Below are 26,630 nucleotides of genomic sequence, written 5' to 3'. Positions count from 1 at the left end.
TCTGACATGGCTTAAGCAGCGGCACGGGATAAGCGATCCTGAACGGCATTCCAGGCATCACCCGTAGGAGGCGTTTCAATCAAAATCAAGTCGGCACCGGCCTGATCAAGCTCGTGCAGACGAACGTACAGATCATGCATGTAGGCCGTGGCATTATCCGGGGCGACAAACCATTTGATGACGTGATCAGGTGTCTGTGCAAGGGATCGTGCACTGGCCATGACGGCAATTTTTTTATCCCCGTACTTTTTGAGCTCAGAGACCAGGTCATCGCACAGAATGACTTTGGTCTTGGGCGCATAATGGCTCTTTAATGAGCCGGAAACGCGAGGTGAGTCTTTTCCTCCGTCGGGTACAGCACAACCGAGAGCCTCTTCAAGCATGTTTCGGGTGATGGCTCCGTGACGCAAAATTTCGGGGTGTTCACCGCTCAGATTGATGATGGTTGATTCAACTCCCACTTCACATTCGCCGCCATCGAGAATGAAGTCGACTTTACCCTTGGGTTTTTCTCCCAAATCGTCTCTGACGTGCTGAGCTGTTGTGGGGGAGATCCGACCGAAAGTGTTGGCAGAAGGGGCTGCCAATCCTCGATGGTGTTTGCCCGCAAAAGACTTGATCAGCGCGACAGCCCAAGGATGAGAGGGGCAACGAAGACCCACAGAGTCTTGACCTCCGGTAATCCAATCGCCCACAGAATCACTCTTTTTCAAAATCATAGTGAGCGGTCCGGGCCAGAAGCGTCTTGCCAATACGTAGGCACTCTGAGGAATCTCTCGGGCCCAGTGATCCAGTGCTTCTTCGCCCGTGATGTGAACGATCAGAGGATGAGTCGTGGGGCGGTGTTTAGCCTCAAAAATTTTCATTACGGCCTTTTCGTCCTCGGCATTGGCTGCAAGTCCGTAGACAGTTTCTGTGGGCATTGCGACCAGTCCCGAGCATTCCAAGACATCAACAGCAGCTCGTATGGCACGTTCATCAACAGGTTGCATTATTGCGGCTCCGGTAAATTCAAAATTTTGGCAACTTTTTTCGCCCGATCAAGAGCTTCTTCGATCGTGTGTCCGAGGCAGGTCACATGTCCCATTTTACGGGCGTGGCGGGCTTGGGCTTTGCCATAGAGGTGCAGCTTCACACCGGGAATCGCCAAAACGGCAGACCACTGAGGTTGTTTGGGCTTGTCGCCGTCAAACCAAATGTCTCCCAGCAAATTCAACATCACTGCAGGGCTGTGTTGAGTGGTATCGGCCAGTGGTTGGCCGGTCATGCATCGAAGTTGCTGTTCAAATTGATTGCTCCAGCAAGCATCAATCGTGGCGTGTCCGGAATTGTGCGGACGGGGAGCCATTTCATTGGCAACGAGGCTGCCGTCCTCAAGGACAAAGAATTCCACACAAAGTACCCCTACATAGTGCAGAGCGTCGACGATTTGTGTGGCGTAGCGGCGAGCCTGCATGGAAATGGCTTCACTCACACGCGCAGGCATCACGGTAACGGCCAAAATACCGTTTCGATGTTTGTTTTCGCACACCGGGAAAGTGGCGGTTTGTCCGTTGACCGAACGAGCCACAATGACTGAGACTTCTTTAAAAAGCTTTAATCGTTTCTCGAGAATACAGCCAACCTTGTGAAGGCTTTCAAAGGCACGTGTGAGATCTTGGCGGGAGTCAACGAGGACTTGTCCCTTGCCGTCATAGCCCAGGCGGGCTGTTTTTAAAATGGCAGGAAAAAGTGAATCCTCTACCGCTTCAATATCCGATTGAGCACTGATGCGGCAGTGAGGTGCCACAGGAACGTGGGCTACGCTCTCAATGAAATGCTTTTCACTGTTGCGGTCCTGTGCGACTGCGACAGCCGATCCGGGAGGAGCAACAAAAACGTTTTGGGCCAAGCGATCCAAGGCTTGTGCCGGGACGTTTTCAAATTCAGTGCTGACGGCAGCGGTGTCGGCGGCCAATGCATCAAGCCCTTCTTCACTCAAGTAGGGACGGGCGATATGATGAAGTGAAACTTCAGCGGCAGGCGGCAACTCACCGGGCTCCAATACCGTGACGTGATAACCCATGTAAGCAGCTTCGATGGCAAACATTCGACCCAGTTGGCCACCGCCCATCATGCCGAGCGCTTCTCCGGGATTTAAGGGAAATTTTTTCTGCATCGTGATGTGTCCGTTTATTAAAGGGGCAAAATCATGTTGCGGGCTTTTTCGTTCTGAGCTTTGCGGAATTCGGCAATCTTTTTCTGCATTTCAGGGCAGCCTGCGCTTGCCAACATTTCGATGGCAAAAAGTGCGGCGTTGCCTGCACCGGCCTCACCGATAGCAAAGGTAGCAACGGGAACGCCTTTGGGCATTTGAACAATCGACAGCAGAGAATCTTCACCACGAAGATAGCGTGAGGGAATCGGTACGCCTAAAACCGGGACAACAGTCTTGGCGGCGAGCATGCCGGGTAAGTGAGCAGCGCCGCCCGCACCGGCAATAATGACTTTGAGACCGCGCTCTTGGGCCGTTTCGGCGTAACGGAACATTTCATCCGGCATGCGGTGAGCGGAAACCACCTTGGCTTCAAACGGGACTTCAAATTGCTGAAGAATATCGCAAGCATTTTTCATGATGTCCCAGTCAGAATTTGACCCCATGACAACACCGACAACAGGATTGTTTTGCATAGTCAGATTACCTATTAAAAAAGAAGAAGGGCGCGGAAAGAAAGGACTCTTCCGCGCCATCGGATACATTTAAGCGACCTTTTTAAGCCACATCACGACCGGCGAGTCGGCGAAGCGCTTCACGGTACTTCTGGGAGGTTTTTTCCAAAATCTCTTCAGGAGCCCGGGGAGCCGGAGGGGTTTTATCCCACGTTTGCGTCTCGAGCCAATCGCGAACAAACTGCTTATCAAAGGAAGGCGGCGAAATGCCTTCACGATATTGATCGGCAGGCCAGAATCGGGAAGAGTCAGGTGTGAGGACTTCGTCCATCAGGCGCACCGTACCGTCCTTATCCAGACCGAATTCAAACTTTGTATCCGCAATGATGATACCTTTGGTGAGGGCATACTCGGCTGCACGCGTATACAGTTCAATCGAGTAATCGCGAATTTGGTTGGCAATCTTTTCACCGACCAATTCAACGGCTTGTTCAAAGGAGATATTTTCATCGTGCGTGCCCACTTCCATCTTGGCTGCCGGCGTGAAAATCGGTTCGGGAAGTTTCTGAGCTTGCTTGAGACCGGCGGGTAACTCAATACCACAGACTTTACCGGTCGCCTGATAGTCTTTCCAACCGCCGCCGATGATGTAGCCGCGAACGACGCATTCAATAGGAATGGGTTTGAGCTTCATGGCAACTACAGAACGGCCCTTGACTTGTTCGACTTCATCCTCGGCAACGACCGTAGTGGGATCAATGCCCGTTAAGTGATTCGGCACAATGCCTTTGAGCTTATCAAACCAAAAATCCGTGAGTGCCTGCAAAACCATACCTTTGTAAGGAATGGGATCGTCAAGAATCACGTCAAATGCGGAGATGCGGTCCGTTGCGATGATCAGCAATTTGTCATCGTCGAGCTCATAGCTGTCGCGGACTTTGCCGCGATAGATGCGCTTTAAGGAGTGCAAAGAAGTATCAAGAATGGGCATGATCGTTTGATTCCGTTTGAAAAATGGGTTGGCCCACTGCCAACTGCTTAACGGATACATTCTAGCGGTTTTTGACGTCGCTGCGAGTGTTTTTGAGCAGATTCGTCTTAACGGAAAAACAACAAGCTCGTCAATTCAGGAAAAAACAATCGACAACAACAGCAATCCAGACAATGGCTGCCAGGAAACAGGCAAACAGTACTGCGCAGCTGCCCATGTCTTTGGCACGTTTGGATAAGGGATGAATCTCAGTGCCGATCCGATCAATGGCCGCTTCAATGGCAGAATTAAGGATTTCCACAATCAGCAATAGCAGCAAAACAGCAATAAGAGCCACCGTCTGTAGCAGAGTAACTGGTAAGACAAAGGCAATGATCGAACCGACCACTAAAAGCCAGAATTCCTGTCTGAATGCCTCTTCCGATTGATACGCTGCGGCAAAACCGTCTTTAGAGTAAAAAAATGCATTGGTGAGGCGTTTAACCCCGGTTTTACCTTTGAGATCTTTTGCGTCAGACATTTGATATTTGCAGTCAATAAGAGGGGGAAGTTTCCCCCTCTTTTATCGGTCAAAAACAGTTAGATGACGTTTTGCTTTAATTCGCCGTTGGCATAGCGCTTAGCCATCGAGAACAAATCAATCGGCTTGATGCGGGCACCTTGACCTTCGCAACCGAATTCAAGGTAACGCTTCTTGCAAAGCTCATAAGCAGCTTGGCGTGCAGCCTTGAGGTATTCGCGGGGGTCAAACTTCGTCGGATTTTCGACCAGGAAGCGACGAACGGCTGCAGTCATTGCTAAACGGATGTCCGTGTCAATATTGACCTTGCGCACGCCGTGCTTGATGGCTTCCTGAATTTCTTCAACCGGAACACCATAAGTTTCACGGAATTGGCCGCCGAACTCTCTGATTTCAGCCAGATATTCCTGGGGAACAGAGGACGAGCCGTGCATCACCAAATGGGTGTTGGGCAGACGGCGGTGAATTTCTTTGACGCGGTCAATGGACAGAATGTCGCCGGTGGGCTTACGCGTGAATTTGTAGGCGCCGTGGCTCGTACCGATCGCAATGGCCAGAGCGTCCAATTGGGTCTTTTCGACAAAATCGGCTGCCTGATCGGGATCCGTGAGCAATTGATCACGAGTCATCTTGGCGTCCGTCCCGTGACCGTCTTCTTTGTCGCCCTTCATCGTTTCCAAAGAGCCCAAGCAACCCAATTCGCCTTCCACGCTTACGCCGATGCAGTGAGCCATTTCAACGACCTGACGCGTCACATTGACGTTGTAGTCGTAGCTGGCAATGGTTTTGCCGTCGGCTTGCAGTGAACCGTCCATCATGACTGAAGAAAAGCCCATGCGAATAGCGCCTTGACAGACGGCCGGGTTTTGGCCGTGGTCCTGATGCATACAGACCGGGACATCCGGATAGGTTTCAACAGCCGCCTGAATGAGGTTCTTCAGGAAAAGTTCACCCGTATAGCGACGGGCACCGGCCGAAGCCTGCATGATGACGGGGGCGCCTACTTCCTGGGCGGCCGTCATGATGGCCTGAACCTGTTCCATGTTGTTGACGTTGAAAGCCGGAACGCCGTAACCGTTTTCAGCAGCGTGATCCAGTAATTGACGTAGAGAGACAATAGCCATGATTGCGATGTCCTAGAGTTAAAAATCAATACGATTAGGTAATTTTAGCGGTTAAGCTTTAAATTGTTAACAAAACAACGTTGCAAAACTTTTCCGATCAGCCCTGCATGATAGAGTCATTTTTCTTAACCTGAGCTTTTATGCCTTTTAAAATAGCCTCCGCAACATTTTGCTGATAGGCAGCGGTTTTCAGTTTGCGCTCTTCTTGCGGATTGCTGATGAAGGCGGTTTCAACAAGAATGGAGGGGACTCCCGGCGTTTTAAGGACTAAAAAGCCCGCCTGCTCAACCTGTCTGCGATGCAAGGTATTGATTTTGCCCAGATACTGCAGCACACTGTGACCCAATTCAAGGCTGTAGTTGATCTTCCATGAGGTCGTCATATCGACTAAAACAGATTGCAGTCTTTTATCCACTTCTTTGAAGTTGGCCCCGCCGATCAAGTCGGCTTCATTTTGGTTTTTAGCCAACCACATGGCAGCAGAGCTCGTCGCGCCGCGTTCGGCCAATGCGTAAACCGAGGCGCCCTTGGCAGAGGGTTTCGTCCAAGCATCAGCGTGAATACTCACAAAAAGGTGGGCTTTCGCTTTTTGAGCAATCATCACCCGCTGACTCAAACTGACAAAGTGGTCGGACGTGCGGGTCATGACAACTTTCATGCCCTTTTCCTTTTTGATCAACCGTTCCAGTCGTTTGGCAATCGACAAAGTGATGTGCTTTTCGTACGTTTTTCTTTTACCCACTGCTCCGGGGTCTTCACCGCCGTGACCGGCGTCCACCACGACAATAATGTCACGCTTGGGTTTGGACGCAGGTTTGGTTTGAGCCGGCTTTTTAGTCTGTGTCGGCTGAGACTTCTGAGGAGTGGTTTTCTGAGGCGAAACGGCCTGTTGGCCCGTTGATTGAGCGGGTTTATTTTGAGCTGCGCTGCTTGTCGACTTTGAGGACTGGGAACGATTTTTCGCTAATAAGTCTCCCACCGGATCTGATTTTTTCGACTTGTCATTGAGACCGGCGATCACGCCTGCAATGGGGTCTTTGTCGACGGGGTAAATATCGAAAATGAGACGGTACTTGTAATTGGCTATCGGTTTTAAAGAAAACACTTCCGGTCGGACCTCGTTTTTAAGATCCATGACCAGGCGAACAACGCTCGGTGTGTACTGACCGATTCTCACCGCCTGAATATAAGGGTCATTAGGTGAGACATCGGAAATCATTTTCTGTAGTTTGGCCGTCAGTGTCAGCCCCTCGATATCAACCACCAAGCGATAGGGCATGGGTGAGCGAACGAGGAAATATTTAAATTTAATCGGCTCATCATGTTCGAGCGTTACGCGGGTATATTCCTCGGCCGGCCACATACGCACATCCACCATTTGCGCGGCTTGAGTCGCACGTACAGGCAAAAGTGACAGAGCCAGTGTTCCTGTCGTGGTTTTAATTAAAGTTCTACGGGAGAGGGCCATTGTTTTTTCAATTCGCTTAAAACGTTTACACCTAAGTCAGATGAGGCAGATAGTTGAACAGACCGACCGTCATCGTGGGGTTCTAATTCAATCGTCAGATCGGCGGGCGGCAAGCATTCGCCGGCCTTTTCGCTCCATTCGCAAAACGTGATGTGACCCGGGCCGAAGTTATCGCGAAAACCCGCATCCAAAAATTCTTCAGGTGTTTCGAAACGATAGAAATCAAAGTGAAACACTTCAATTTCAGAATCGATCGGATAAGTTTCCAAAAGTGTGAAAGTCGGGCTTTTGATTCTGCCGGTGACACCGAGTGCACGAAGCGTGGCGCGGGTGAGACTGGTTTTGCCAGCACCCAAATTGCCTTCCAATCGAATGTTAAAGCCCTGAAGAACAACATTTGGGCGAAATTTAGTCAGGCATTGCGCCAACAGTTGTCCCAATCGATCCGTATCATCGGGCGAAGGCAAAAGAATCATATTGAAAAGCCACTCAGATAAATTCAAACAAGGAAAATATTTTAAAGGTAAGCGCTTATTTTTGGACGAAAAAATGCCTTCTTCGACTAAAAAATTTCAAGTCGTTACAAAGAAGCAAAGATAGGAAGTCAACAAAGAAAAGGAAGAGGATTTTGGCGATGGTGGGAGCGCAGAGACTCGAACTCTGGACCGACGGATTAAGAGTCCGCTGCTCTACCAACTGAGCTACGCTCCCAATGCCAATCAACGGTTGTGAGGTTTGGTGGGAGCGCAGAGACTCGAACTCTGGACCGACGGATTAAGAGTCCGCTGCTCTACCAACTGAGCTACGCTCCCAAACCTTCAACAATTTTCGGTGGTGGTGGGTCGTGAGAGACTCGAACTCTCGACCAACGGATTAAAAGTCCGCTGCTCTACCGACTGAGCTAACGACCCGTAGATTAACGAGCGGGACAAGCCCACAGGTAACGTGTCCAACCGAGTGCGAAATGATGCCTCATTAAAATCGGTTTGTCAAATAATTTTGGAGAAAAAAGTGAAAAACATGAAAAACGGATAAAATTTTGGAATCTTGATATAGATCATTGATTGATATGAAAGTTAGGGTAAACGATAACAAATTTAACAAAATAAAGTCTCGACAAATGATCTTTTATTGTTAATAATTTGACCTATGAAGAAAATAAATCGCCCGAATGATGGGAGTTTGATCTTGATTGATATTTTTTTTTTAAATTATTAAAAAATATATTAGTCAAAACGAACAAGAGTTGGGGCACACGATAACTGTTAAAGGAATAAAAATGGCAGAAAAGAAAACGTTACCGCGGGTCGAACGCGTTGAAGGTGAAGAACGAAAAAAGGCTCTGAGTGCCGCCCTGGCTCAAATCGAAAAGCAATTCGGTAAGGGTTCCATTATGCGCATGGGCGATAAGGGCATGAGTGAAGATATTGACGTGATCTCAACGGGTTCACTCGGCTTGGATATCGCTCTCGGTGTGGGTGGTCTGCCTCGCGGACGCATCATTGAAATCTACGGACCGGAATCGTCCGGTAAAACCACTCTTGCGCTTCACGTGGTGGCGCAAATGCAAAAAACAGGCGGCACCTGTGCGTACATTGACGCTGAACACGCCTTGGATATTCAATATGCGCAACGATTGGGCGTTAACCTCAAAGATCTGTTGATCTCTCAGCCGGATACCGGTGAGCAGGCTTTGGAAATTTGTGATGCCCTGGTTCGTTCCGGTTCTGTTGATATGGTGGTGATTGACTCGGTCGCTGCACTGACTCCGCAGGCTGAAATTGAAGGTGAGATGGGTGAGGCATTGCCCGGACTGCAGGCTCGTTTGATGAGTCAGGCTTTACGAAAACTGACTTCATCGATTAAACGTACCAACACGCTCGTGGTTTTCATTAACCAAATTCGTATGAAGATCGGCGTGAGCTACGGCAGCCCTGAAACAACAACCGGCGGTAACGCATTAAAGTTCTACAGCTCCGTTCGCCTGGATATTCGCCGCGTCGGTGCTATCAAAAAGGGCGATGAAGTGATCGGCTCGGATACCAAGGTGAAGGTGGTAAAAAATAAAGTGGCGCCTCCTTTTAAGACCGCTCAGTTTGACATCCTTTACGGTGACGGGATCTCGCATGAGGGTGAAGTGATTGATATGGCCGTAGACCTCAATCTCATCCAGAAGTCCGGTGCCTGGTACAGCTATCAAGGCAGTAAGATTGGACAAGGACGCGATAATGCTCGTGAATACCTCAAGGCCAATCCGGAAATTTTGACAGAGGTAGAAAATCGTATTCGGGAAATTAAGGGCGTGAAGTCTCTGGTCAAGACCGCAGCGGTTGAAGAAGCCCATGCCGATCAACAATAGCGAAGAAAAATACGGGAGTGGCTGCTCCCGTCGCGCAGGCCCGAGCTTAAAAACTCGGGCAGTGCGTTACCTGGCACGGCGGGAATACAGTCGCTGTGAGCTGCGTGAAAAGTTACGCCCCTACCTGCAGGAATCTCAAAGTGAGGAGGAATTAGATACTGTCCTCGATGAGCTTGAGCAAAAAGGGTACTTATCGGACGAACGATTTGCTCGTTCTCGCGTCAGACTGCGAGCTGCCCGATACGGTAACGCTCGCTTGGCCTATGAGCTTCGATCAAGCGGGGTCTCGAACGAACTTATTGATCAGGCGCTCGATGATTTAGGCCAAAGCGAAGGACAACGGGCTCGAGCCTTATGGTCCAAGCGCTTCGGACAAATTGCGCAGGACTATAAAGAAAGAGCCAAACAGATGCGATACCTGTTGGCTCGAGGTTTTTCAATGGAAATCGCCCGAAAAGTCGTTCAGGCAGATGATTTCGATGATGCGTTTTAAAGGAGAGTGTTGATCCGCTCATTGGGTTTGAGCGGCATTCAACACTCTTTTGCTTAGAAAATATTTTGCCGTTTCTGTGCAGATATCAAAGTATTGTGCATCAGCATGGCAATGGTCATCGGGCCGACGCCACCGGGAACCGGGGTAATCCAGCCGGCCACTTCCTGTACGGCTTGCGTATCAACGTCGCCGCATAATTTTCCGTTTTCATCCCGATTCGTGCCGACGTCAATGACTACCGCACCCGGTTTAACCATATCGGCTTTGACGTATTTGGCCCGACCGATCGCAGCCACCAAAATGTCGGCATCCAATGTGTAGTGTTTCAGATTCGGTGTGTGGCTGTGTGTCATGGTCACGGTTGCATTTTCCTGCAGCATCAGCATCGCCAACGGTTTACCGACAATGTTGGAGCGCCCGAGGATCACGGCATGCTTGCCTTCAATGGGATAATCAATGGCTTTAAGTAGTTCAATGATCCCGGCCGGGGTACAGGGTTTGAATCCCCCTCCGGTTGTCACAAGTTTGCCCGTGTTGTAAATATGAAAACCATCCACGTCTTTGTTGGGGTCAATGGTTTCAAGAATTAAGCCTGCATGCATATGCTCGGGCAAAGGCAGTTGAACCAGAATACCGTCAACCGTTGCATCTTCGTTCAATGCTTTGATGACTTCAAGTAAGCGCTCATCGGTGCAATCTTGCGGCAGGCGGTGTTCAATCGAGGTGATTCCGACTTCGTTGCAGGCCCGAACTTTGTTTCGAACATAAACGGCACTGGCAGGATTTTCTCCGACCATGACTACGGCTAAAGCCGGAGCACGGCGCAGACGAGCGGCCGCAGCTTTGGTCTTTTCCCGAATGGCTTTGGCAATTGCTTTGCCGTCGATGATTTGAGCTGACATTTGTGACTGTCCTCATACGGAAAAGTCCGCCCACACGAGCGGACTTTCCCGGCACTGAAAAATTCGACTTAAATTTGTTTATTGGCGCTCATCACCACGCGCATCAAATCGGCCACCGTTCCGGAGTTGGTTTTATCCATGATAGAGGCACGATGGGCTTCCACAGTCTTAATGGAAATGCCTAAGTCATCAGCGATTTGTTTATTGAGGCGGCCAGCCACAATACGCTCGAGCACCTGTTGCTCGCGGGGAGTCAATTTTGAGAGCATGGCTTCATTTAAGGATTGACGCTCACTTTTGACTCGCTGTTCACGCGCTTCAGATAAAAGGCGTGAGATCTGCGGCAAAAGAAGCTCAATCTGAGGAGGCTTTTGCATAAAGTCGGCCGCTCCCTTTTTCAACGTACTGACAGCCATCGGCACGTCACCGTGACCGGTCATGAAGATGATGGGAATCGTAGCCTTGCGCGCGATCAAGTGATCCTGCACCTCCGTGCCCGTCATGCCGGGCATGCGCTGATCGAGCAAAAGAACCGCAATGGCGTTGGGGTCATACTTAGCAATAAAGGCTTCACCGCTGTCGTACGCTTCGACTCGATAGCCTTGGGATTCAAGAAGTCTGCGCATAGAATCGCGGACATCAACGTCGTCATCTACAACGTAAACCGTTCCCAGTGGTTCCTTGCGGATATTGTCAAAATTAAATGCAGGAAAAGACATAGTTCAATAGCGGGTAAAGTCCCTGTTTTTTAGTCAACAACCAACCATTTTAACCTGTTTCCTTTTTTTCGGAAGGAAGGGTTAATGTGAAAATCGTTCCTCGGCCGATATTGTCTGAAATCGCCAGTCGCCCGTGATGCAGCTCAACAATCGTGCGACAAATATTGAGCCCCATACCCATACCGGTCGATTTAGTCGTAAAAAACGGATCGAACAGTTGGGCTTTATGTTCATCGTCAATGCCGCAGCCGTTATCAGCTACTTCAAAAACGACATGATGATTAATGTCCGAGTAAATCGTCAGAGAGACTTCGGGCTTTTGACCTTCAATGCCGAGACTGGCTTCAATACCGTTTTTGATCAAATTCAAAAGAACCTGTTCGATCATGATTTCATCGCACCAGACATTACTGACGTCTGGAGCGATAAAGTATTGCACCTTGGCGTTATGACGTCGTGCTTGGATGTTGGCCAGTTCCATGACTTCTTTAACCAGGTTGATAACCGGAATGGACTCCATCTTCGGTTCACTGCGTTTGGTGAAAGCGCGAATACGCTGAATGATTCCGGCTGCTCTTTGTGCCTGCGCCTTAATGCGTGAGACGGAATAAAACATTTCATGTTCTTCGGGCACCCCGGCCGCTTTCATCATGGAACCGACCACGTAGGCGTAATTGGAAATGGCACTTAAAGGTTGATTCAGCTCGTGAGCGAGGGAACTCGCCATTTCACCCATGGTAACCAGACGGGAGTTGAGTTCCGAGCGAGCCTGCTGCTCAACGAGTAAATTTTCGTTTTTACGTCTTTCCGTGATATCGGAGAGAATCTGCAGTCTCACTTCCGTGCGATCGGTCCAAGTAATGGTCCTTTCGTGCAGAGCAAACCAACGATCTAGTTTTTCCAAATAAATGTCGGTGGAGATATCGTTGGCTGCTTTGACTTTTTCTTCACCTTTTTCATTGATGAGTTCCATATGCGCCTGAAGATGGCCGGAACTATCATCTCCGAAGAGCGAATCGTAGACGGAATTGGAAAACAATAAGACATTGCTTTGGGGGTCAACGACGCTGATCGCATCCTGCATGGATTCGAGCACGCGGGTGAATCGTTCGTGAGCAGCCGTCACACGTTCCTGTGCCTGACGGATTTCTGAAATGTCGGTTAAGGTCCATAGCCATCCTAAATGCGTGCCTTCCATCGTAATCATCGGCGAGATGTGCAGGTAGGCACTGAACGTGGATCCGTCCGGTCGCATGGGATGAAACTCATAACTGGTCGTGGTCATTTGACCGCGTCTGATGGTTTCAAAAAGCTCCATCAAGCGAAAGCCTGCATCCCCTTTAGGCCAATAGGAGTAAGGCGGAAGCTGACCGATTAAATGGTCATTGGAGCCGATACCGAGAAGGTCGGTGAACGTTTTATTGGTGTAGACAATCCGACCGTTACGGTCGGTGACTTGAAGGCCGGATAATTGACTGTCTGCAATGGTTCGTCTTAGTGCCGATTCTGCACGAAGGGCTGTTTCCGTACTGTTTTGCCGCCAATTGAAACGAATGAGTCCCAAAAGGGCGACGATAAGAAAAATTCCCAAAGCACTGATCACCCAAAAAAGAGTGTTCTGGGTTATGAGACCTTGAGCATAACTCGATACCTGCAGTTCGAATCCGGCGGGCAGGGGCTCTAAGGGAATTTTGTATGAGATGGATTGACGTCGGGAGTCAGTACTGGCCGCGATGATCGGTTTGTCTTCGTACAGAATACTGATGCGGAAAGAGGAATTCTGACGGTTCTGAGTGGCCTGACGCAACAGTGACCAGATCGATAAACGAGAAATCTGCAGGTACCTCTCCCCTCCGATTAATGCAGGCGAAACCAGATCAATAAACGGAGAACCTTCAATCGGCAACGAGTAAGGTTCCGAAAAAGAAGAGGATCCCGTACGTTTGGTACGCACAATGGCATTGGCCGAGCGACGATATTGCTGACCGACGGTAGAGGTGATATTGCCGAACGGGTGAGGAGAGGCAAAGGTTGAAATAACACGGTTACGACTGTCGAGGTAATTGATCTCCAGGATTTCTGCTCGTTGCTGCATTAACTCACGCGCCTGTTGGGCAATGAGTGCCATGTTTTCTGCAAAACCAAGATTGGGAGGCAGTGAGTTATTGAGCTGGCCGAGTCGATCTAAATCTGCATTGAGTCGAATGGAAAAAGATTCGGCCCACAATTCCGTCGTTTGGTGCAACTGAGACAGTTGAGATTTCTCGTCTTCCGATTGAATGACTCGGCCGATAAACAGTAATCCGATAATGACGCAAATGAGCATGATCCATGTCATGACGACACCGAACATGCTTTGACCGCGAAACGATTTGTCGCCCAAACTCTTAAAGGTTTCGACGGCAAAAATTGGAGTAGCTCTTTGCACTGTATAGAAAACTGAAAAATTCTTAACACCGAATAATAGCTGTCATTTAGAATTCGTGCTGTTGGACAATCGGATTAAAAGAGGTCAATATGGATCAGCAAGAACTGAAAAAGGCCGTAGGGCGGGCTGCGCTTGAGTATGTCAAACCCGGTGAAATTCTTGGGGTGGGGACAGGCTCTACGGTGGATTGTTTTATCGATGCCTTAAAAGAAAGCGGTATCGACGTCCCGGCCTGCGTTTCAAGCAGCGTTCGATCAACTCAAAAGCTTCAGGCTTACGGTTTTAAAGTACTCGACTTGAATGAAGTTGAGAAAATCGGTGTGTATGTGGACGGAGCCGATGAAATTGATCCTCACTTTGCCATGATCAAGGGCGGTGGCGGAGCGCTTACGAGAGAAAAAATCGTGGCGATGGTTTCCGAGCGTTTTGTGTGTATTGCCGATGAGTCCAAGAAGGTGGATGTTTTGGGTAAATTCCCGCTGCCTATTGAAGTCATTCCGATGGCTGTCAGAGCCGTGAGTCGTGAAATCGAAAAATTAGGCGGCAAGCCCGTTTTGCGCGATTTCACAACGGATAACGGCAACAAAATTTTGGATGTTCACGGTTGGCAGATTACTGATGCCGAGCAATGGGAGCAAAAACTCAACCAAATCGTCGGCGTAGTGACGGTGGGACTTTTCGCCAAGCGCGGAGCCGACGTTTTGCTGTTGGGAACTTCGCAGGGAGTTAAGACCTTTAAACGTTAAAAAAAACGGGCACCTAAGGTGCCCGATGAATCATTTGGGTGGCGTGTAGTTAGGAACGGATTCCACGCCGTCACCAAAGAGATACTTTTGCATCTGACCCAGAAGATGTTTTCTGGCCTCCGGATCTGCAAGATTGAGTTGGTATTCGTTGACCATCATTGTTTGCAGACGGATCCATTCGTTCCAGGCTTCCTTGGAAATGTTTTCGTAAACCTTTTGACCCAAGGGGCCGGGCAGAGGGGCGAAATCAAGCCCTTCGGCTTCTTTATTGAGTTTGAGACAGTGGACCATGCGAGCCATACTGATTGTCTCTCCTATCGTAGAGTGAAACTTTCGCTAATTGTAAGTATTCGGCAAGCATTTGTCTTGGCGAGTTAAATTTTGAGGAATACGCGGTGAGCGGTAACAGTCTTCGTGATCAGTTAAAAGGGTTGGCGTTGGAGCGCCAAAAGCAACGTGAGCAGGCGCAATTGCAAGAGGAAAAAAAGAAAGCGCCCGCCGCTAAGTCTGAGCTCAAGCATACTGAGAAAGAAGCTTCCGAAACAGTAACGAAAAGCAGCGAACAAAAGGCCGTACCCCGTGCACGACTGACCCCGATGCCGGGACTGCCGGTTTCAGAGCGTGCCCAAGAGATCATTGAGGCTATTAGGAAAAATCGCGTCTTAATTCTTTGCGGCGAAACGGGTTCCGGCAAAACAACTCAATTGCCGAAACTGTGTGTTTTAGCCGGTCGCGGTCGTAGAGGAAAAATTGCTCATACTCAACCGCGTCGAATCGCCGCATCTTCAATTGCCAAGCGATTGGCTGAAGAAACCGCAACAGAGCTCGGCCAGTGGGTGGGATTCAAAATTCGATTTACCGATAAGACCGAGCCCGGCGCCAAAGTCAAGATGATGACTGATGGCATTTTGCTTGCTGAGACTCAAGGCGATCCTTTACTTCGAGCCTACGACACGATCATCATTGACGAAGCCCATGAAAGAAGTATCAACATTGACTTTTTGTTGGGGTATTTAAAGGGTTTATTGAAAAAACGGCCCGACCTGAAAGTGATCGTGACCTCGGCGACGATCGACAGTGAGCGCTTTGCCAAACACTTTGCAGACGACAAAGGCATCCCCGCTCCGGTATTGACGGTCTCGGGGAGAACCTATCCGGTAGAAATCCGTTATCGACCGCCTGAAGACGAAGATGAAACCGATGACAAGAGTTGGATGAATGCCATTTCAGATGCTTGCGACGAACTTTGTCGGGAGGGACCGGGCGATATCCTGGTGTTTTTACCCGGGGAGCGTGAAATTCGGGAAGCGGCTGAGACATTGACGCGGTCACAACCGCCGACAACAGAGATATTGCCCTTGTATGCCAGACTGTCTGCAGCAGAGCAGGAAAAAGTTTTTAAACCCAGTGAGAAACGACGCATTGTGTTATCAACCAATGTGGCGGAAACCTCTATTACGGTTCCTGGCATCCATTACGTTGTGGATACGGGTTTAGCCAGAGTCAAACGTTATTCCTACCGCAATAAAGTCGATCAACTGCTAATTGAACCCATCAGCCAGGCCTCTGCCAATCAGCGCTCGGGTCGGTGCGGGCGTGTGGCAAACGGCGTATGCATTCGTCTCTACAGTGAAGAAGATTTTGCCCGAAGAGCACCTTTTACTGACTCAGAAATCATGCGCACCAATCTGGCTGCGGCAATTTTGCGGATGAAGTCGCTCAAGTTAGGAGACGTACGGGCCTTTCCCTTTGTTCAGGCGCCGCCCAATCGAGCCATCGTCGACGGTATTTCACTTTTAAAGGAACTCAATGCGCTCGATGATAGGGAACGATTAACGGAGACCGGCAGGGCTCTGGCAAAACTGCCTGTTGACCCCAAAGTGGCTCGAATGCTCTTGGCCGCTAAAGAGAACGGTGCTCTTGCCGAAGTGTTGATTATCGCCAGTGCTCTGTCCGTGCAGGATCCGCGCGAGCGTCCACTGGATCGTCAGGAAGCAGCAGACAATGTTCATCGGGCGATGGCCGATGATAAAAGTGATTTCACAACATTTGTAAAACTGTGGCGCTATGTACAAAACGCCATGGAGCACAAAGAAAGTAACCGAAAATTAACCGAACAATTCCGACGGCAATTCCTCAGCCCCAGACGTTTGCGTGAGTGGCGGGATGTTTACCGTCAGCTCAAAGAGCTTTGTACTGAACTGGGCTGGAAGATCAATGACAAGGATGCCAACTATGAACAGGTTCATACCGCGCTTTTGAGTGGTCTTCTCGGTAACCTCGGCTACAAGATTCCGGATGCAGAACCTAAAGCCGCTCCTTTTTTAGGGGCACGTGGGATTAAGTTTTTCATTTGGCCGGGTTCTCCTCGAGTGAAAAAATGCGGCCGTTGGATCATGGCGGCAGAATTGGTGGAGACCTCACGCCTTTTTGCCCGCACGGTGGCTGACGTTGATCCTCAGTGGATTGAACGGGTGGGGTCACATTTGATTAAAAAGAGCTACTCGGAACCTCACTGGGAGAAAAAAGCCGGTGCCGTGATGGCCATGGAAAAGGGAACCGTATACGGATTGACGGTTTACGCACAGCGAAAAGTTACTTATACCGACAAAGATCCGGCACTGTGTCGTGAGCTTTTTATCCGAGAGGCACTGGTCAATGGAGAATTTGAAACTCAGGCGCCTTTCTTTAAGCACAATCAACAACTTGTTCGTGAGATTCGAAATCTTGAACATAAGGCCAGACGCTTGGATGTATTGGTCGACGATGAGTTGATTGTTCAGTTCTACGATTTGCACTTGCCAGCAGAAGTTGTCAGTGCGGTGACCTTTGAACAATGGCGCAGGAAGGCTGAAAAATCGAACCCGAAGCTTTTGTATTTGTCTCGTGATGAGCTGATGCGTCATGAGGCAAGCGGCATCACTACCGAGTATTTCCCGAAACAAATGGAAATGAAGGGCGTATCGATGGCGCTCACCTACCACTTTGAGCCGGGTAGCCCTCGAGACGGGGTGACACTTGCAGTTCCGCTTTATGCATTAAACCTTGTCGATGAAGTCAGAACTCAGTGGCTTGTCCCGGGTATGCTCAAGGAAAAAGTTCAGCTTTTACTTAAGAGCCTTCCCCAGCGCTACCGCAGGCACTGCGTGCCGTTAGGTGACTATGCCAAAGGGTTTGCTCAGCGAAGTGAGTCCGTAGCCGGACAAAAACCGCTTTTGCAAGTGCTTTGTGAGGATATCGAAACACAATGTGCTGTCCGACCGAAAGTTGAGGATTTTAAATCGGAGCAATTACCGCCCCATTTGACGATGAATTTTAAAGTTCTCGATGAATACGGCAGACAAATAGAGATGGGCAGAAACTTGGCGGAATTGAAATCTGAGTTGGGCCCTCAGGCTCAAAAATCATTCCAACAGGTTGCCTCTCAAGATACCTCCGTCTCTCAGGAGTGCGAACAGGAAATCACGCAATGGGATTTCGGAGAATTGCCTGACATTATGGAGATTAAACGCAAGGGGCAATCTTTAATTGGTCACCCAGCGCTTGTTGATCACGAAACATTCTGTTCATTGGAAGTATTTGACAGTCCTGATGAAGCGGCCCGTCAGCATCAAAAGGGGTTGCTGAGGTTATTTAAGCTGCAACTGCGGGAACAGATACGTTATTTGGAAAAAAATCTCAAATCCCTTCAGAGCATTCAGATGCAAGCATCAATGCTTGAACCGATGAAAGAAGTGTTTGAGAGTTTTGAAGCGATGCGAGAGGCGGTTGTGGACGCATCACTGAAGCAGTGTGCTTTATGTGAACCGTTGCCGGTTAATGCCGAGCAGTTTGAGCTCAGACGTCAGGATGCCAAAGGCAAATTAAATTTGATTGCTCAGGATATTTCTCATCTTTTAAGCGAAGTGGTTGAGCAAACCGCATCAGTGATGAAGAAATTGAAATCATGTTCGGACAAATGGGTTCTCGAAGATGTGAATCACCAGCTAAAGAGTCTCTTTTTTAAAGACTTTTTGCTTAAAATTGGCTACTCACATCTGTCTCACTACCCGCGTTACTTAAAAGCTATAGAGCTGCGTTTGGAAAAAAGACGCGACGAACCGGAGAAGGATGCGCAGAAAATGCGCGATGTCACACGTTTTGTGACGATGTATGAGCGCGAACTTGCAGCTCGAAAGGGAGTGACCGACAGTCGTTTGGAAGAATTCCGTTGGATGATTGAAGAACTTAGAGTGTCGCTTTTTGCCCAAAAATTAAGAACACCTATGCCGGTGAGCGTCAAGCGACTCGATAAAGTATGGTCTTCAATTAAGTATTAAAAGGAAAATAAGTCATGGAATCCATGCCGATTCGTCCCGCATTTTGGAACATTCCATTTTGGGCGGAAATTGGTGTTTATGTAGTGGGATTGATTGCTGCCGTTGTCTGCGTGGTCGGCATTTGCCGCTGTGTGCATCTTTGGCGTCAAGGACGTCCTCTTCAGTTGCCACAGGCCAGAAAAGAGCGATGGCTCGGACTCTGGCGGGATGGGTTTATGCACAGACGCTTACTGAAAACACCGGGCGGTTTGATCCACTTTGCCATCTTCTGGGGCTTCATTTTTCTCTTTTTGGGTACTGCGACAGCGGTGTTGGATTGGGATATCGCACACTATCTGTTTGATGCGCGTTTACTCAAGGGCGATATCTATCTCGTCTACAAATTTGTGTTGGATATTGCCGGTCTTTTCTCTTTGATCGCATTAGCAGTGGCCGCCTGGAGACGATTCGCGGTAAAAGGAAAGAAACTGGAACGCTCATGGCGTTTTGCCTGGATTCTGACGTCTCTGGCCATCATTATTTTTACAGGATTCATCGTCGAAGGTTTGCGTCTGGCGTCGCAGCAACCTGAGTGGGCTGTGTATTCGCCCGTGGGCTATGCCCTATCACTTCTTTTCCTTCAGATGTTTACCCCCGAGCAGCTCCAAGGCGCGCACTTTACTTGGTGGCTGGTGCATGGTGCGGGGGCTTTGATTTTTGTTGCCTTAATTCCGTTTACATTCTTTGGCCACATGTTTAAAGCTCCTGCAAACATCTATTGGAGGAAACTTGCTCACAAAGGACAGTTGGCCAAGATCGAGGATATTGAAGAGCAGGAATCATTCGGCGTCTCTGATTTCAATCAATTTACTTGGAAACAGCGTTTGGATTTTGATGCCTGCACGGAATGCGGACGTTGCTCTGAAGTGTGTCCTGCCTTACGTTCTGGTGCTCCTTTGGATCCTAAAGCGCTGGTCATGAGTTTGAAAAAGCGTCTGCATCATCCCGCAGACAAGGCCCTGATCGGAGATATTGTCAGCAAGGAGGCACTCTGGAGCTGTACAACGTGCGGAGCCTGTATGCAGGCTTGTCCGGCACGCTTGGATTTGCCTTCAACCATTGTGGATATGCGCAGGCACCTGGCGTTGGAATTGGGAGAATTTCCCGCCGGACTTCCCAAAGCTTTACAAAATACTCAAAACGTCGGAAATCCCTGGGGGATGGACCCGGCTTCGCGCTTGGATTGGGCTAAAGGACTCAACGTCCCTGTTGCCACCGAAGGCCAACCTGTTGATTATTTGTATTGGGTCGGTTGTTCGGCTTCTTATGACCGAAGAGCGCAGAAAATTGCCCGCGCCATGGTAAAGATTTTAAATGCGGCAGGGGTCTCTTTTGCCGTTATGCAGGAAGAACGCTGTCACGGTGATTTTGCCCGACGCAGTGGCGAAGAGTATACCTTCCAGCTGGCAGCGCTTGAAAACATTGAAAACTTACATAAGTATCAATTCAAACACATTTTGGCTCATTGTCCGCACTGTTTTAACACGCTCAAAAACGAATACCCGCAGTTTGAAGGCGGTAAATTTGATGTGATCAGTCATACCCAGTTGATTTTGGGATTGATTGAGTCGGGGCGTATCAAACCGAAACTCAAACACGCTGAGAAAATTGTTTTCCACGATCCGTGCTACATGGCTCGGTACAACAACAGTGTCGGAACGCCTCGCAAGATCTTAGATTCCATTGAAGGCGTTTCGCGAGTAGAAAATCTTGAGAGGGGTAAGACGGCAATGTGTTGCGGCGCCGGTGGCGGTCAGATGTGGATGGAGAGTTCAACCAAGAAGATCAACTTTATCCGTTTGGTGGACTTACGTAAATCTGCTTCGACCGTTGCGGTCGGCTGTCCTCATTGCCTGACTATGTTTGAAAGTGCCATGACGGCCGATAAGGTTCTTTCCGGAATGGACATTATTGAGTTGTCGGAAATCGTTGCACAAGGATTGGATGATGAGGCCCAAAATGGATGAGAAACTTAAACAGTTTTTGACGTATGCCACGATCGGTGTAGTCAATACCGGCATTCATTGGGGAGCTTTCGGTTGCTTTTATAATTTTTTGGACTGTTCTCAGAGCATATCGAATCTGTTGGGGTTCCTGATCGCGGTGACATTTTCCTATGTTATGAATGCAAAATTCACCTTTAAAAAGGAACAGAATCTGGCAGGCTACCTCAGAATGGTCGTGGTGATGGCTTCCATTTCCTGGGGAATCGGCTGGTGTGCCGATCAAAGTTCCTGGCACCCGATGGTGACATTGGTTCTTTCATCGGCAACAAGCCTGGTGTTGGGTTTTATATTGTCCAAACTTTTGGTTTTTCGTTAACTTCCCTGAGCCTGGTTTTTCTTACTGCGAAAAGATCCGCTGACCATTTCGAATTTAAAGAAACGGCACTCCAGCGGTCCGTTGAAAATAACGATTTTTCTCGATTCAGACAATCGCATCTGACTGGGCAGCTTACGATCGCTTGTGAGCATCCAGGCTGTCCATCCTGAAAATTGCTTTTTCAGATTGTCGGCTACATTTTTCATCATGGAACCGACCGTAGCGCTTTTCGGATTGGACTGTTCCCCGTAAGGCGGATTGGTGACGATGAAGCCTTTTTCGCTCGATGGGGAAACCTCGCGGGCATCACATTGACTGAAAGAGAGCCTCCCGTCATCGAGCAGTGCCTGAAGCCCCGCTCGTTGAGCATTTGCCTGAGCTTTACCGACAACAATTGTTGAAATGTCGCTGGCACGAATATTCAGTTTGGCGTGCAGGTTGACTTCTGCCTTGGCATCTTCCTTCATTTCTCGCCATTCCTGCATGTCGAAAATATGCAGTTTTTCAAAACCGAAAGAGCGATTGAGTCCGGGGGCTATGCCGCAGGCAATCTGAGCAGCTTCGATAGCGATGGTGCCCGAGCCGCAGAACGGATCCAACAGTGGTTGATCAGGAGTCCAGCCCGACAGTGCAAGCAGCCCCGCAGCCATATTTTCTTTCAAAGGTGCCTCGCCTTTTTCCACGCGCCAGCCACGTTTAAACAAAGGTTCACCCGATAAATTCAGATAAAACGTGCAGTAACGCTCATTAATGAACGCATGGATACGTACATCGGGATCTGTTTTTTCAATACTCGGCCTTTTTCCGCATCCTTCACGGAAGTGGTCACAAATGCCGTCTTTGATACGAAGGGTTGTGAAATCCAAACTTTCTAAGGGTGAGCGGTGAGCGGTCACATCGACTCGGATTTTGGCTTCAGAGTCAAAAAAACGCTCCCAAGGCAATACATGAGCCATGTCGTAAATGTCATGACTGTCATAGTACTGGCGGGTAGCGATACGAAGCAGAATCCGACTGGCGTATCGACTTCTTAAACAGGCAGCCATGGCCAGTGCAAGCGGTCCTTCAAACAAGACTCCGCCCGCATTGGTTTTAATGTTCTGTGCACCCAGTCCACGCAGTTCTTCAGCTAAAACCGGTTCAAGTGTGCGGGGGCAAACCGCAAAAAAGTGGTAAGCGGGCATGACAATTACTTCCTATTGGGAATATGTGCAAGAAACACGCAAAGAGTTTTTAATTCCGACCAAACATCATCTCGATTTTCGACAGTAAGACCTTTGGCCAACCGGTCTAAGTCTGCGCAACGTCCCAGCATATTGGCGATTTTGGCTGTGCTGGATCGCTTGGCCAGTTGTGTGGCAAGATAACGTGTTGAAGGCATGATAGGAGCCTGACGATCAACCGTTAAGGCGAGGGTGTCGCGAAGAAAACTGCTCAGCCGCATCAAAATAAGGGGTAAAGGTTCATCTTCGGATTGCATCCCAGAGACCGTGCGGGCCGTACGGGCAACATCACCTTGGGCCACCGCCTCAATTAAATCTTCCATGCTGTAGCGCGAGACATTCATCACGCAGTCTTCTACTTCTTTTAGTGTCAGCTCTTTTCCGGGGTACAGCAACTCAAGTTTCATCAGTTCCTGCTTGGCTGCCATCAAATTGCCTTCGGTCTGTTCAGCAAAAAATGTCAACGCCTGATCCTGCATGCTTTGCCCTTGTTGACGAAGCCGTTCCCGAATCCAGGTCGGATATTGAGCGTGAGAAATGGGTTGACAGGAAATGACATGCCCGCAGGCGGCCAGAGTTTTAAACCATGAACTTTTTTGAGTGGAATAATCTGTTTGCGTTAAATGAACGACCGTAACCGTGGAATCAATCTGCGGGACAAGCTGAGCAAATTGAGCCAATACCTTAGCGCCCTTAATGCCGGGTCCCGAAGAGAGAAAACGCAGTTCAATAATTTTTCGATCATCAAAAAGCGAGACGGAACTCACCGCATCAATAAGCGGAGACCAGTCGCTTACGGAATTGAAAGCCAACACCACCCTTTCGGAGTACCCGAGATCTTTCGCTGTATTACGAAGCGCATCTCCGGCTTCCAGAGCAAGCAAAGGCTCCTCGCCCACAATAATCCATAAGGGCGACAGTGCTCCTTGGGTGCGTTCACGCTCAAGGATGCGAGGCAACTCTTCGCTTTTAATATTCATGCGAGATAGCTTGAACGGTGGTTAAACGGCTCAGAAGCTGTGCGATCAGATCCTGCTGCATCTCGTTGTAGAGCACATTTTCTTCAGCGTTTCTGGAAAGGTACTCATCATCGTTGTAGTACATGTTACGAGAGGCAGTAAAGGTTGTAGGCGGAAAGAATTCCTCGCCATCAGGATTGACCAGACGGAAAGTCATGTTCAGTGTGAGCTCGTACTCGCGGGCCTCGCCTTCCATGTTCAGAGAGACCACTTCACGATGTCGTCCGGAGGAGAGCAACTCCAAGATGGCTTCGGCACCCTCTGCCTCCATGACAATCTTGACATTGGTTGAGGCGGCAATCATACGACGAATGTCAGCACCAACCTTGTTGTTGACCGGCATATTGACGTAAAGAGTATTGAAAGGCAACGTGACATGTCCGCGCAAATGCCAACCGCATCCGGTTGCTGCCGCAGCAGTCAGGGCAAGAGCTGATAAAAGAAAGGAGCGTCGGGCCAAAGCCATGATTTAACTTCCCAAAAATGAATAGCTTCAAAACAATAGGCTCATTATAGGGCAAAAAGTCCCGAAGCCAATGCGACTTCGGGACTCCCGTTGATCTCAGAACTTAGAAATTAAGCTGCCACAATATTGACGAGCTTCTTCGGAACAATAATGATCTTTCGAATCGTCTTGCCGTCAGTGAATTTCTTCACATTTTCGTTGTCCAGTGCAGCCTTTTCAATTTCCTCTTTCGCGGCTTGCGCAGAAACCGTCACGGAACCGCGAAGTTTGCCGTTGACCTGTACGACCAACGTCATATCATCAGCAACGAGGGCTTTTTCATCCACTTCAGGCCAAGAAGCATCAAGAATGGAACCTTGGACCGCTTCAAAGCCTAAGTCTTGCCACAACTGCGTGGTGATGTGCGGGGCAATCGGATAGAGCGTGCGAATAAGGATGCTTGCGCACTCTTTCTTGACTGCAGCAGCCGACGCATCGCTTCCGATCTTGGCACTCTCAAGCGAATTGAGCATTTTCATCGTGGCAGAAACAACCGTGTTGTATTGCATACGGTCGATGTCAGAAGTTGCCTGCTTGAGCGCCTGATAAATATCGCGGCGAAGATTTTTCTGCTCAGCGGACAATGCTGCAACATCAATCGCTGTTGCCGTCTCGATCGTCTCTTTGTTCTTGAAGCACCAGTTCCAAAGTCTGCGCAGGAAGCGGAAGGTACCTTCGGCTCCGGAATTACTCCAAGCAGCGGATTGATCAGGAGGTCCGGCAAACATCACGAAGCTGCGGGCCGTATCGGCGCCGAACTTATCAATGATGGTCTTCGGTTCCACCACATTGTTTTTCGATTTACTCATCTTCTCGACGCCGCCCATTGTGACGGGTTGGCCGTCATCCTTTGCAATGGCGCGTACCGGACGGGCTTTTTCATCGTAGAAGATTTCAATTTCGTCGGGGTAGTACCAACGCTTTTTACCGTCAGGCATTTCACGGTAGTAGCACTCAGCAGTGAGCATACCCTGGGTAAACAAGCGGGTGAAGGGTTCGTCAAACTTCACCAGGCCCAAATCACGCATGACTTTTGTCCAGAAGCGGGCATAGAGCAAGTGCAGCACAGCGTGTTCAATACCACCGATGTATTGATCAACCGGAGCCCAGTAGTCGTTGCGTTCGTCGACCATAGCGGTGTCGCAGTCAGGCGAGCAATAACGCATAAAGTACCAGGAAGAATCCACGAATGTATCCATCGTGTCGGTTTCACGCGTGGCATCAGCTCCGCATACCGGGCATTTGCACTTCAAGAAGGATTCACACTTGTTGAGCGGGTTACCGGAGCCGTCAGGTACGAGATCCGTAGGCAATACAACCGGAAGATCTTTTTCAGGGACCGGAACCGGGCCGCAGTGCGGACAGTTGATGATCGGAATCGGCGTACCCCAATAACGTTGACGGCTGATGCCCCAATCACGGATGCGGAATTGAGTCCGTTTTTCACCCAAGCCCTTGGCTTGCAGCGCTTCGGCAATCTTGTCGATACCTTGATGAACGGTCAGACCGTCGAATTCTCCGGAATTAACCAGTTCGGTTGTGTCGCTTTTATCGGCATACCACTCTTGCCAAGTGTCAGTCGAGTAGGTTTTGCCGGGCATCCCGACCACTTGTTTGATCGGTAAGCCGTACTTCTTGGCAAAGGCAAAGTCACGTTCATCGTGCGCCGGCACGCCCATTACTGCGCCTTCGCCGTAGCTCATCAGCACGTAATTGCCCACCCACACGGGCACGTCTTCACCGGTCAACGGGTGCTTAACGCAGAAACCGGTCGGAACGCCTTCTTTTTCGCGAGTGGCTAAGTCGGCTTCGCTTACACCGCCCTTGGCGCATTCCTTAATGAAAGCGTCAACTTGAGGATTATCCTGAGCCAAGCGTTTGGCCAAGGGGTGTTCGGCAGCAACTGCTACAAACGTCACACCCATTAAGGTATCGGCACGAGTGGTGAAAACCTGAAGTTTTTCGTCATGGCCGTCAATGCTGTAGGGGAACGCAAGTTTGACACCGACGGATTTGCCGATCCAGTGTTCCTGCATGCTACGAACCTGCTCCGGCCATCCCTTAAGGATGTCCAGATCCTTTAACAGTTCATCGGCGTATTGCGTAATGCCCAAGTAATAACCCGGAATTTCTCGCTTTTCGACAACAGCACCGGAGCGCCAACCCCTTCCGTCGACCACTTGTTCGTTGGCGAGAACCGTCTTATCGACCGGGTCCCAGTTAACGATCTGTGTTTTGCGATAACAGATGCCCTTTTCGAGCATCTTCAAAAACATCCATTGATTCCAGCGGTAGTACTCAGGTGTACAGGTGGCGACTTCTCTGGACCAGTCAAATGCAAGGCCCAAGGGCTGCATTTGATTTTTCATTTCGGCAATGTTGTCAAAAGTCCACTTGGCCGGGGCAATGCCGTGATTGATGGCGGCGTTTTCGGCCGGCAGACCGAATGCATCCCATCCCATCGGGGTCATGACGTTGTAGCCCTTCATGCGAAGGTAGCGGTACATTACGTCATTTAATGTGTAGTTACGGACGTGACCCATGTGCAGTTTGCCGCTCGGATAGGGCAACATTGACAGGACATAGAATTTGGGTTTTTCTTTACCGTTTTTATCCTTAGCATGTTCGTGAGCATGGTAAACGTCAGCCTTTTTCCAGGCTGCCTGTACCTCTGCTTCAACAATTTGCGGAGAGTAAGTTTCACGCATAGTGCTATCCAATCACAATTAATTAAGCGAATCCAGAAAGTATAACGATTTTAGGTAATCTTTAGAGAAAGCAGGTAGGCGAAATGACCTATGAGC

At 49.3% G+C, this 26,630-nt stretch carries 22 protein-coding genes and 3 tRNA genes; 6 read left to right on the top strand and 19 right to left on the bottom strand.

All coding sequences use genetic code 11. The annotated features are described in order from the left end of the window. Positions 1-11: 11 nt before the first annotated feature. The 11 genes from H5985_RS01540 to H5985_RS01490 all read right to left on the bottom strand — a co-directional run bounded on the left by H5985_RS01540 (position 12) and on the right by H5985_RS01490 (position 7,663). Complete coding sequence (locus tag H5985_RS01540) at positions 12-992, bottom strand: L-threonylcarbamoyladenylate synthase (RefSeq protein WP_205049564.1); 981 nt, start codon at positions 990-992, stop codon at positions 12-14. Beyond that, the gene (locus H5985_RS01535; RefSeq protein ID WP_205049563.1) at positions 992-2,158 is read right to left on the bottom strand and encodes a 5-(carboxyamino)imidazole ribonucleotide synthase; all 1,167 of its coding nucleotides are present in this window, start codon (positions 2,156-2,158) and stop codon (positions 992-994) included. Before H5985_RS01535 ends, H5985_RS01540 begins: the two co-directional genes overlap by 1 nt. Before the next feature lie 17 nt (positions 2,159-2,175). Then, complete coding sequence (gene purE / locus H5985_RS01530) at positions 2,176-2,670, bottom strand: 5-(carboxyamino)imidazole ribonucleotide mutase (RefSeq protein ID WP_205049562.1); 495 nt, start codon at positions 2,668-2,670, stop codon at positions 2,176-2,178. An 82-nt stretch (positions 2,671-2,752) separates the two neighbouring features. Beyond that, positions 2,753-3,640, bottom strand: coding sequence for a phosphoribosylaminoimidazolesuccinocarboxamide synthase (locus H5985_RS01525; RefSeq protein WP_205049561.1), 888 nt, complete (start codon positions 3,638-3,640; stop codon positions 2,753-2,755). 130 nt (positions 3,641-3,770) lie between these two features. Next, complete coding sequence (locus tag H5985_RS01520; protein WP_205049560.1) at positions 3,771-4,160, bottom strand: diacylglycerol kinase; 390 nt, start codon at positions 4,158-4,160, stop codon at positions 3,771-3,773. Positions 4,161-4,219: 59 nt separating this feature from the next. Continuing rightward, positions 4,220-5,284 (bottom strand): class II fructose-bisphosphate aldolase, encoded by a 1,065-nt coding sequence (gene fba / locus H5985_RS01515; protein WP_205049559.1) that lies wholly within the window; start codon positions 5,282-5,284, stop codon positions 4,220-4,222. A gap of 97 nt (positions 5,285-5,381) precedes the next feature. Continuing rightward, complete coding sequence (locus tag H5985_RS01510) at positions 5,382-6,752, bottom strand: N-acetylmuramoyl-L-alanine amidase (RefSeq protein ID WP_205049558.1); 1,371 nt, start codon at positions 6,750-6,752, stop codon at positions 5,382-5,384. Then, positions 6,728-7,228: a tRNA (adenosine(37)-N6)-threonylcarbamoyltransferase complex ATPase subunit type 1 TsaE gene (gene tsaE / locus H5985_RS01505; protein WP_205049557.1), complete on the bottom strand. Its 501-nt coding sequence runs from the start codon at positions 7,226-7,228 to the stop codon at positions 6,728-6,730. Before tsaE ends, H5985_RS01510 begins: the two co-directional genes overlap by 25 nt. 159 nt (positions 7,229-7,387) lie before the next feature. Further along, positions 7,388-7,463, bottom strand: a tRNA-Lys gene (locus tag H5985_RS01500). A 25-nt stretch (positions 7,464-7,488) separates the two neighbouring features. After that, positions 7,489-7,564: transfer RNA gene (locus H5985_RS01495), tRNA-Lys, on the bottom strand. 23 nt (positions 7,565-7,587) lie between these two features. Then, positions 7,588-7,663, bottom strand: a tRNA-Lys gene (locus tag H5985_RS01490). 368 nt (positions 7,664-8,031) lie between these two features. Between H5985_RS01490 and recA the strand changes: the two genes are divergently transcribed. Then, positions 8,032-9,111, top strand: a complete 1,080-nt coding sequence (gene recA / locus H5985_RS01485; RefSeq protein WP_205049556.1) for a recombinase RecA — start codon at positions 8,032-8,034, stop codon at positions 9,109-9,111. Further along, positions 9,095-9,604 (top strand): recombination regulator RecX, encoded by a 510-nt coding sequence (recX, locus tag H5985_RS01480; protein ID WP_205049555.1) that lies wholly within the window; start codon positions 9,095-9,097, stop codon positions 9,602-9,604. The genes recA and recX overlap by 17 nt, the downstream gene beginning before the upstream one ends. 53 nt (positions 9,605-9,657) lie before the next feature. On the opposite strand, the gene folD is transcribed toward recX, so the two are convergent. The 3 genes from folD to H5985_RS01465 form a co-directional block, all read right to left on the bottom strand. Further along, a complete protein-coding gene (folD, locus tag H5985_RS01475) occupies positions 9,658-10,506 on the bottom strand; it encodes a bifunctional methylenetetrahydrofolate dehydrogenase/methenyltetrahydrofolate cyclohydrolase FolD (protein ID WP_205049554.1) in 849 nt (282 codons plus the stop codon). Positions 10,507-10,574: 68 nt separating this feature from the next. Continuing rightward, a complete protein-coding gene (locus tag H5985_RS01470) occupies positions 10,575-11,225 on the bottom strand; it encodes a response regulator transcription factor (protein ID WP_205049553.1) in 651 nt (216 codons plus the stop codon). A 49-nt stretch (positions 11,226-11,274) separates the two neighbouring features. Further along, the gene (locus tag H5985_RS01465; protein WP_205049552.1) at positions 11,275-13,563 is read right to left on the bottom strand and encodes a PAS domain-containing sensor histidine kinase; all 2,289 of its coding nucleotides are present in this window, start codon (positions 13,561-13,563) and stop codon (positions 11,275-11,277) included. Between the two features lie 179 nt (positions 13,564-13,742). Here H5985_RS01465 and rpiA point away from each other — a divergent pair, with 179 nt between their 5' ends. Next, positions 13,743-14,399, top strand: coding sequence for a ribose-5-phosphate isomerase RpiA (gene rpiA, locus H5985_RS01460; RefSeq protein WP_205049551.1), 657 nt, complete (start codon positions 13,743-13,745; stop codon positions 14,397-14,399). A 30-nt stretch (positions 14,400-14,429) separates the two neighbouring features. Here rpiA and H5985_RS01455 read toward each other — a convergent pair whose 3' ends face one another. Further along, positions 14,430-14,699, bottom strand: coding sequence for an oxidative damage protection protein (locus H5985_RS01455; protein ID WP_205049550.1), 270 nt, complete (start codon positions 14,697-14,699; stop codon positions 14,430-14,432). 95 nt (positions 14,700-14,794) lie between these two features. On the opposite strand from H5985_RS01455, the gene hrpA reads away from it, so the two are divergent. The 3 genes from hrpA to H5985_RS01440 are packed head-to-tail and all read left to right on the top strand — an operon-like array spanning position 14,795 to position 21,079. After that, entirely contained in the window at positions 14,795-18,718 is a 3,924-nt protein-coding gene (gene hrpA, locus H5985_RS01450) for an ATP-dependent RNA helicase HrpA (protein ID WP_205049549.1), read from the top strand. Between the two features lie 14 nt (positions 18,719-18,732). After that, a complete protein-coding gene (locus H5985_RS01445; protein ID WP_205049548.1) occupies positions 18,733-20,724 on the top strand; it encodes a heterodisulfide reductase-related iron-sulfur binding cluster in 1,992 nt (663 codons plus the stop codon). After that, on the top strand, positions 20,717-21,079 hold the full coding sequence (locus H5985_RS01440) for a GtrA family protein (protein WP_205049547.1): 363 nt from the start codon (positions 20,717-20,719) through the stop codon (positions 21,077-21,079). Before H5985_RS01445 ends, H5985_RS01440 begins: the two co-directional genes overlap by 8 nt. On the opposite strand, the gene H5985_RS01435 is transcribed toward H5985_RS01440, so the two are convergent. From H5985_RS01435 to leuS, 4 genes are all read right to left on the bottom strand, one after another. Then, complete coding sequence (locus H5985_RS01435) at positions 21,076-22,263, bottom strand: THUMP domain-containing class I SAM-dependent RNA methyltransferase (RefSeq protein WP_205049546.1); 1,188 nt, start codon at positions 22,261-22,263, stop codon at positions 21,076-21,078. The two genes, H5985_RS01440 and H5985_RS01435, sit on opposite strands and share 4 nt — an antisense overlap. A 5-nt stretch (positions 22,264-22,268) precedes the next feature. Then, complete coding sequence (gene holA / locus H5985_RS01430; protein ID WP_205049545.1) at positions 22,269-23,282, bottom strand: DNA polymerase III subunit delta; 1,014 nt, start codon at positions 23,280-23,282, stop codon at positions 22,269-22,271. Beyond that, positions 23,272-23,787: an LPS-assembly lipoprotein LptE gene (locus H5985_RS01425; RefSeq protein WP_205049544.1), complete on the bottom strand. Its 516-nt coding sequence runs from the start codon at positions 23,785-23,787 to the stop codon at positions 23,272-23,274. The genes holA and H5985_RS01425 overlap by 11 nt, the downstream gene beginning before the upstream one ends. Before the next feature lie 110 nt (positions 23,788-23,897). Continuing rightward, positions 23,898-26,534: a leucine--tRNA ligase gene (leuS, locus tag H5985_RS01420; protein WP_205049543.1), complete on the bottom strand. Its 2,637-nt coding sequence runs from the start codon at positions 26,532-26,534 to the stop codon at positions 23,898-23,900. Positions 26,535-26,630: the final 96 nt, after the last annotated feature.

The sequence above is a fragment of the Parasutterella secunda genome, assembly GCF_016901835.1.
GTDB lineage: Bacteria > Pseudomonadota > Gammaproteobacteria > Burkholderiales > Burkholderiaceae_F > Aphodousia > Aphodousia faecavium.
Note: the sequence above shows the minus strand (reverse complement) of the source record. Positions and strands in the feature narration are given on the sequence as shown.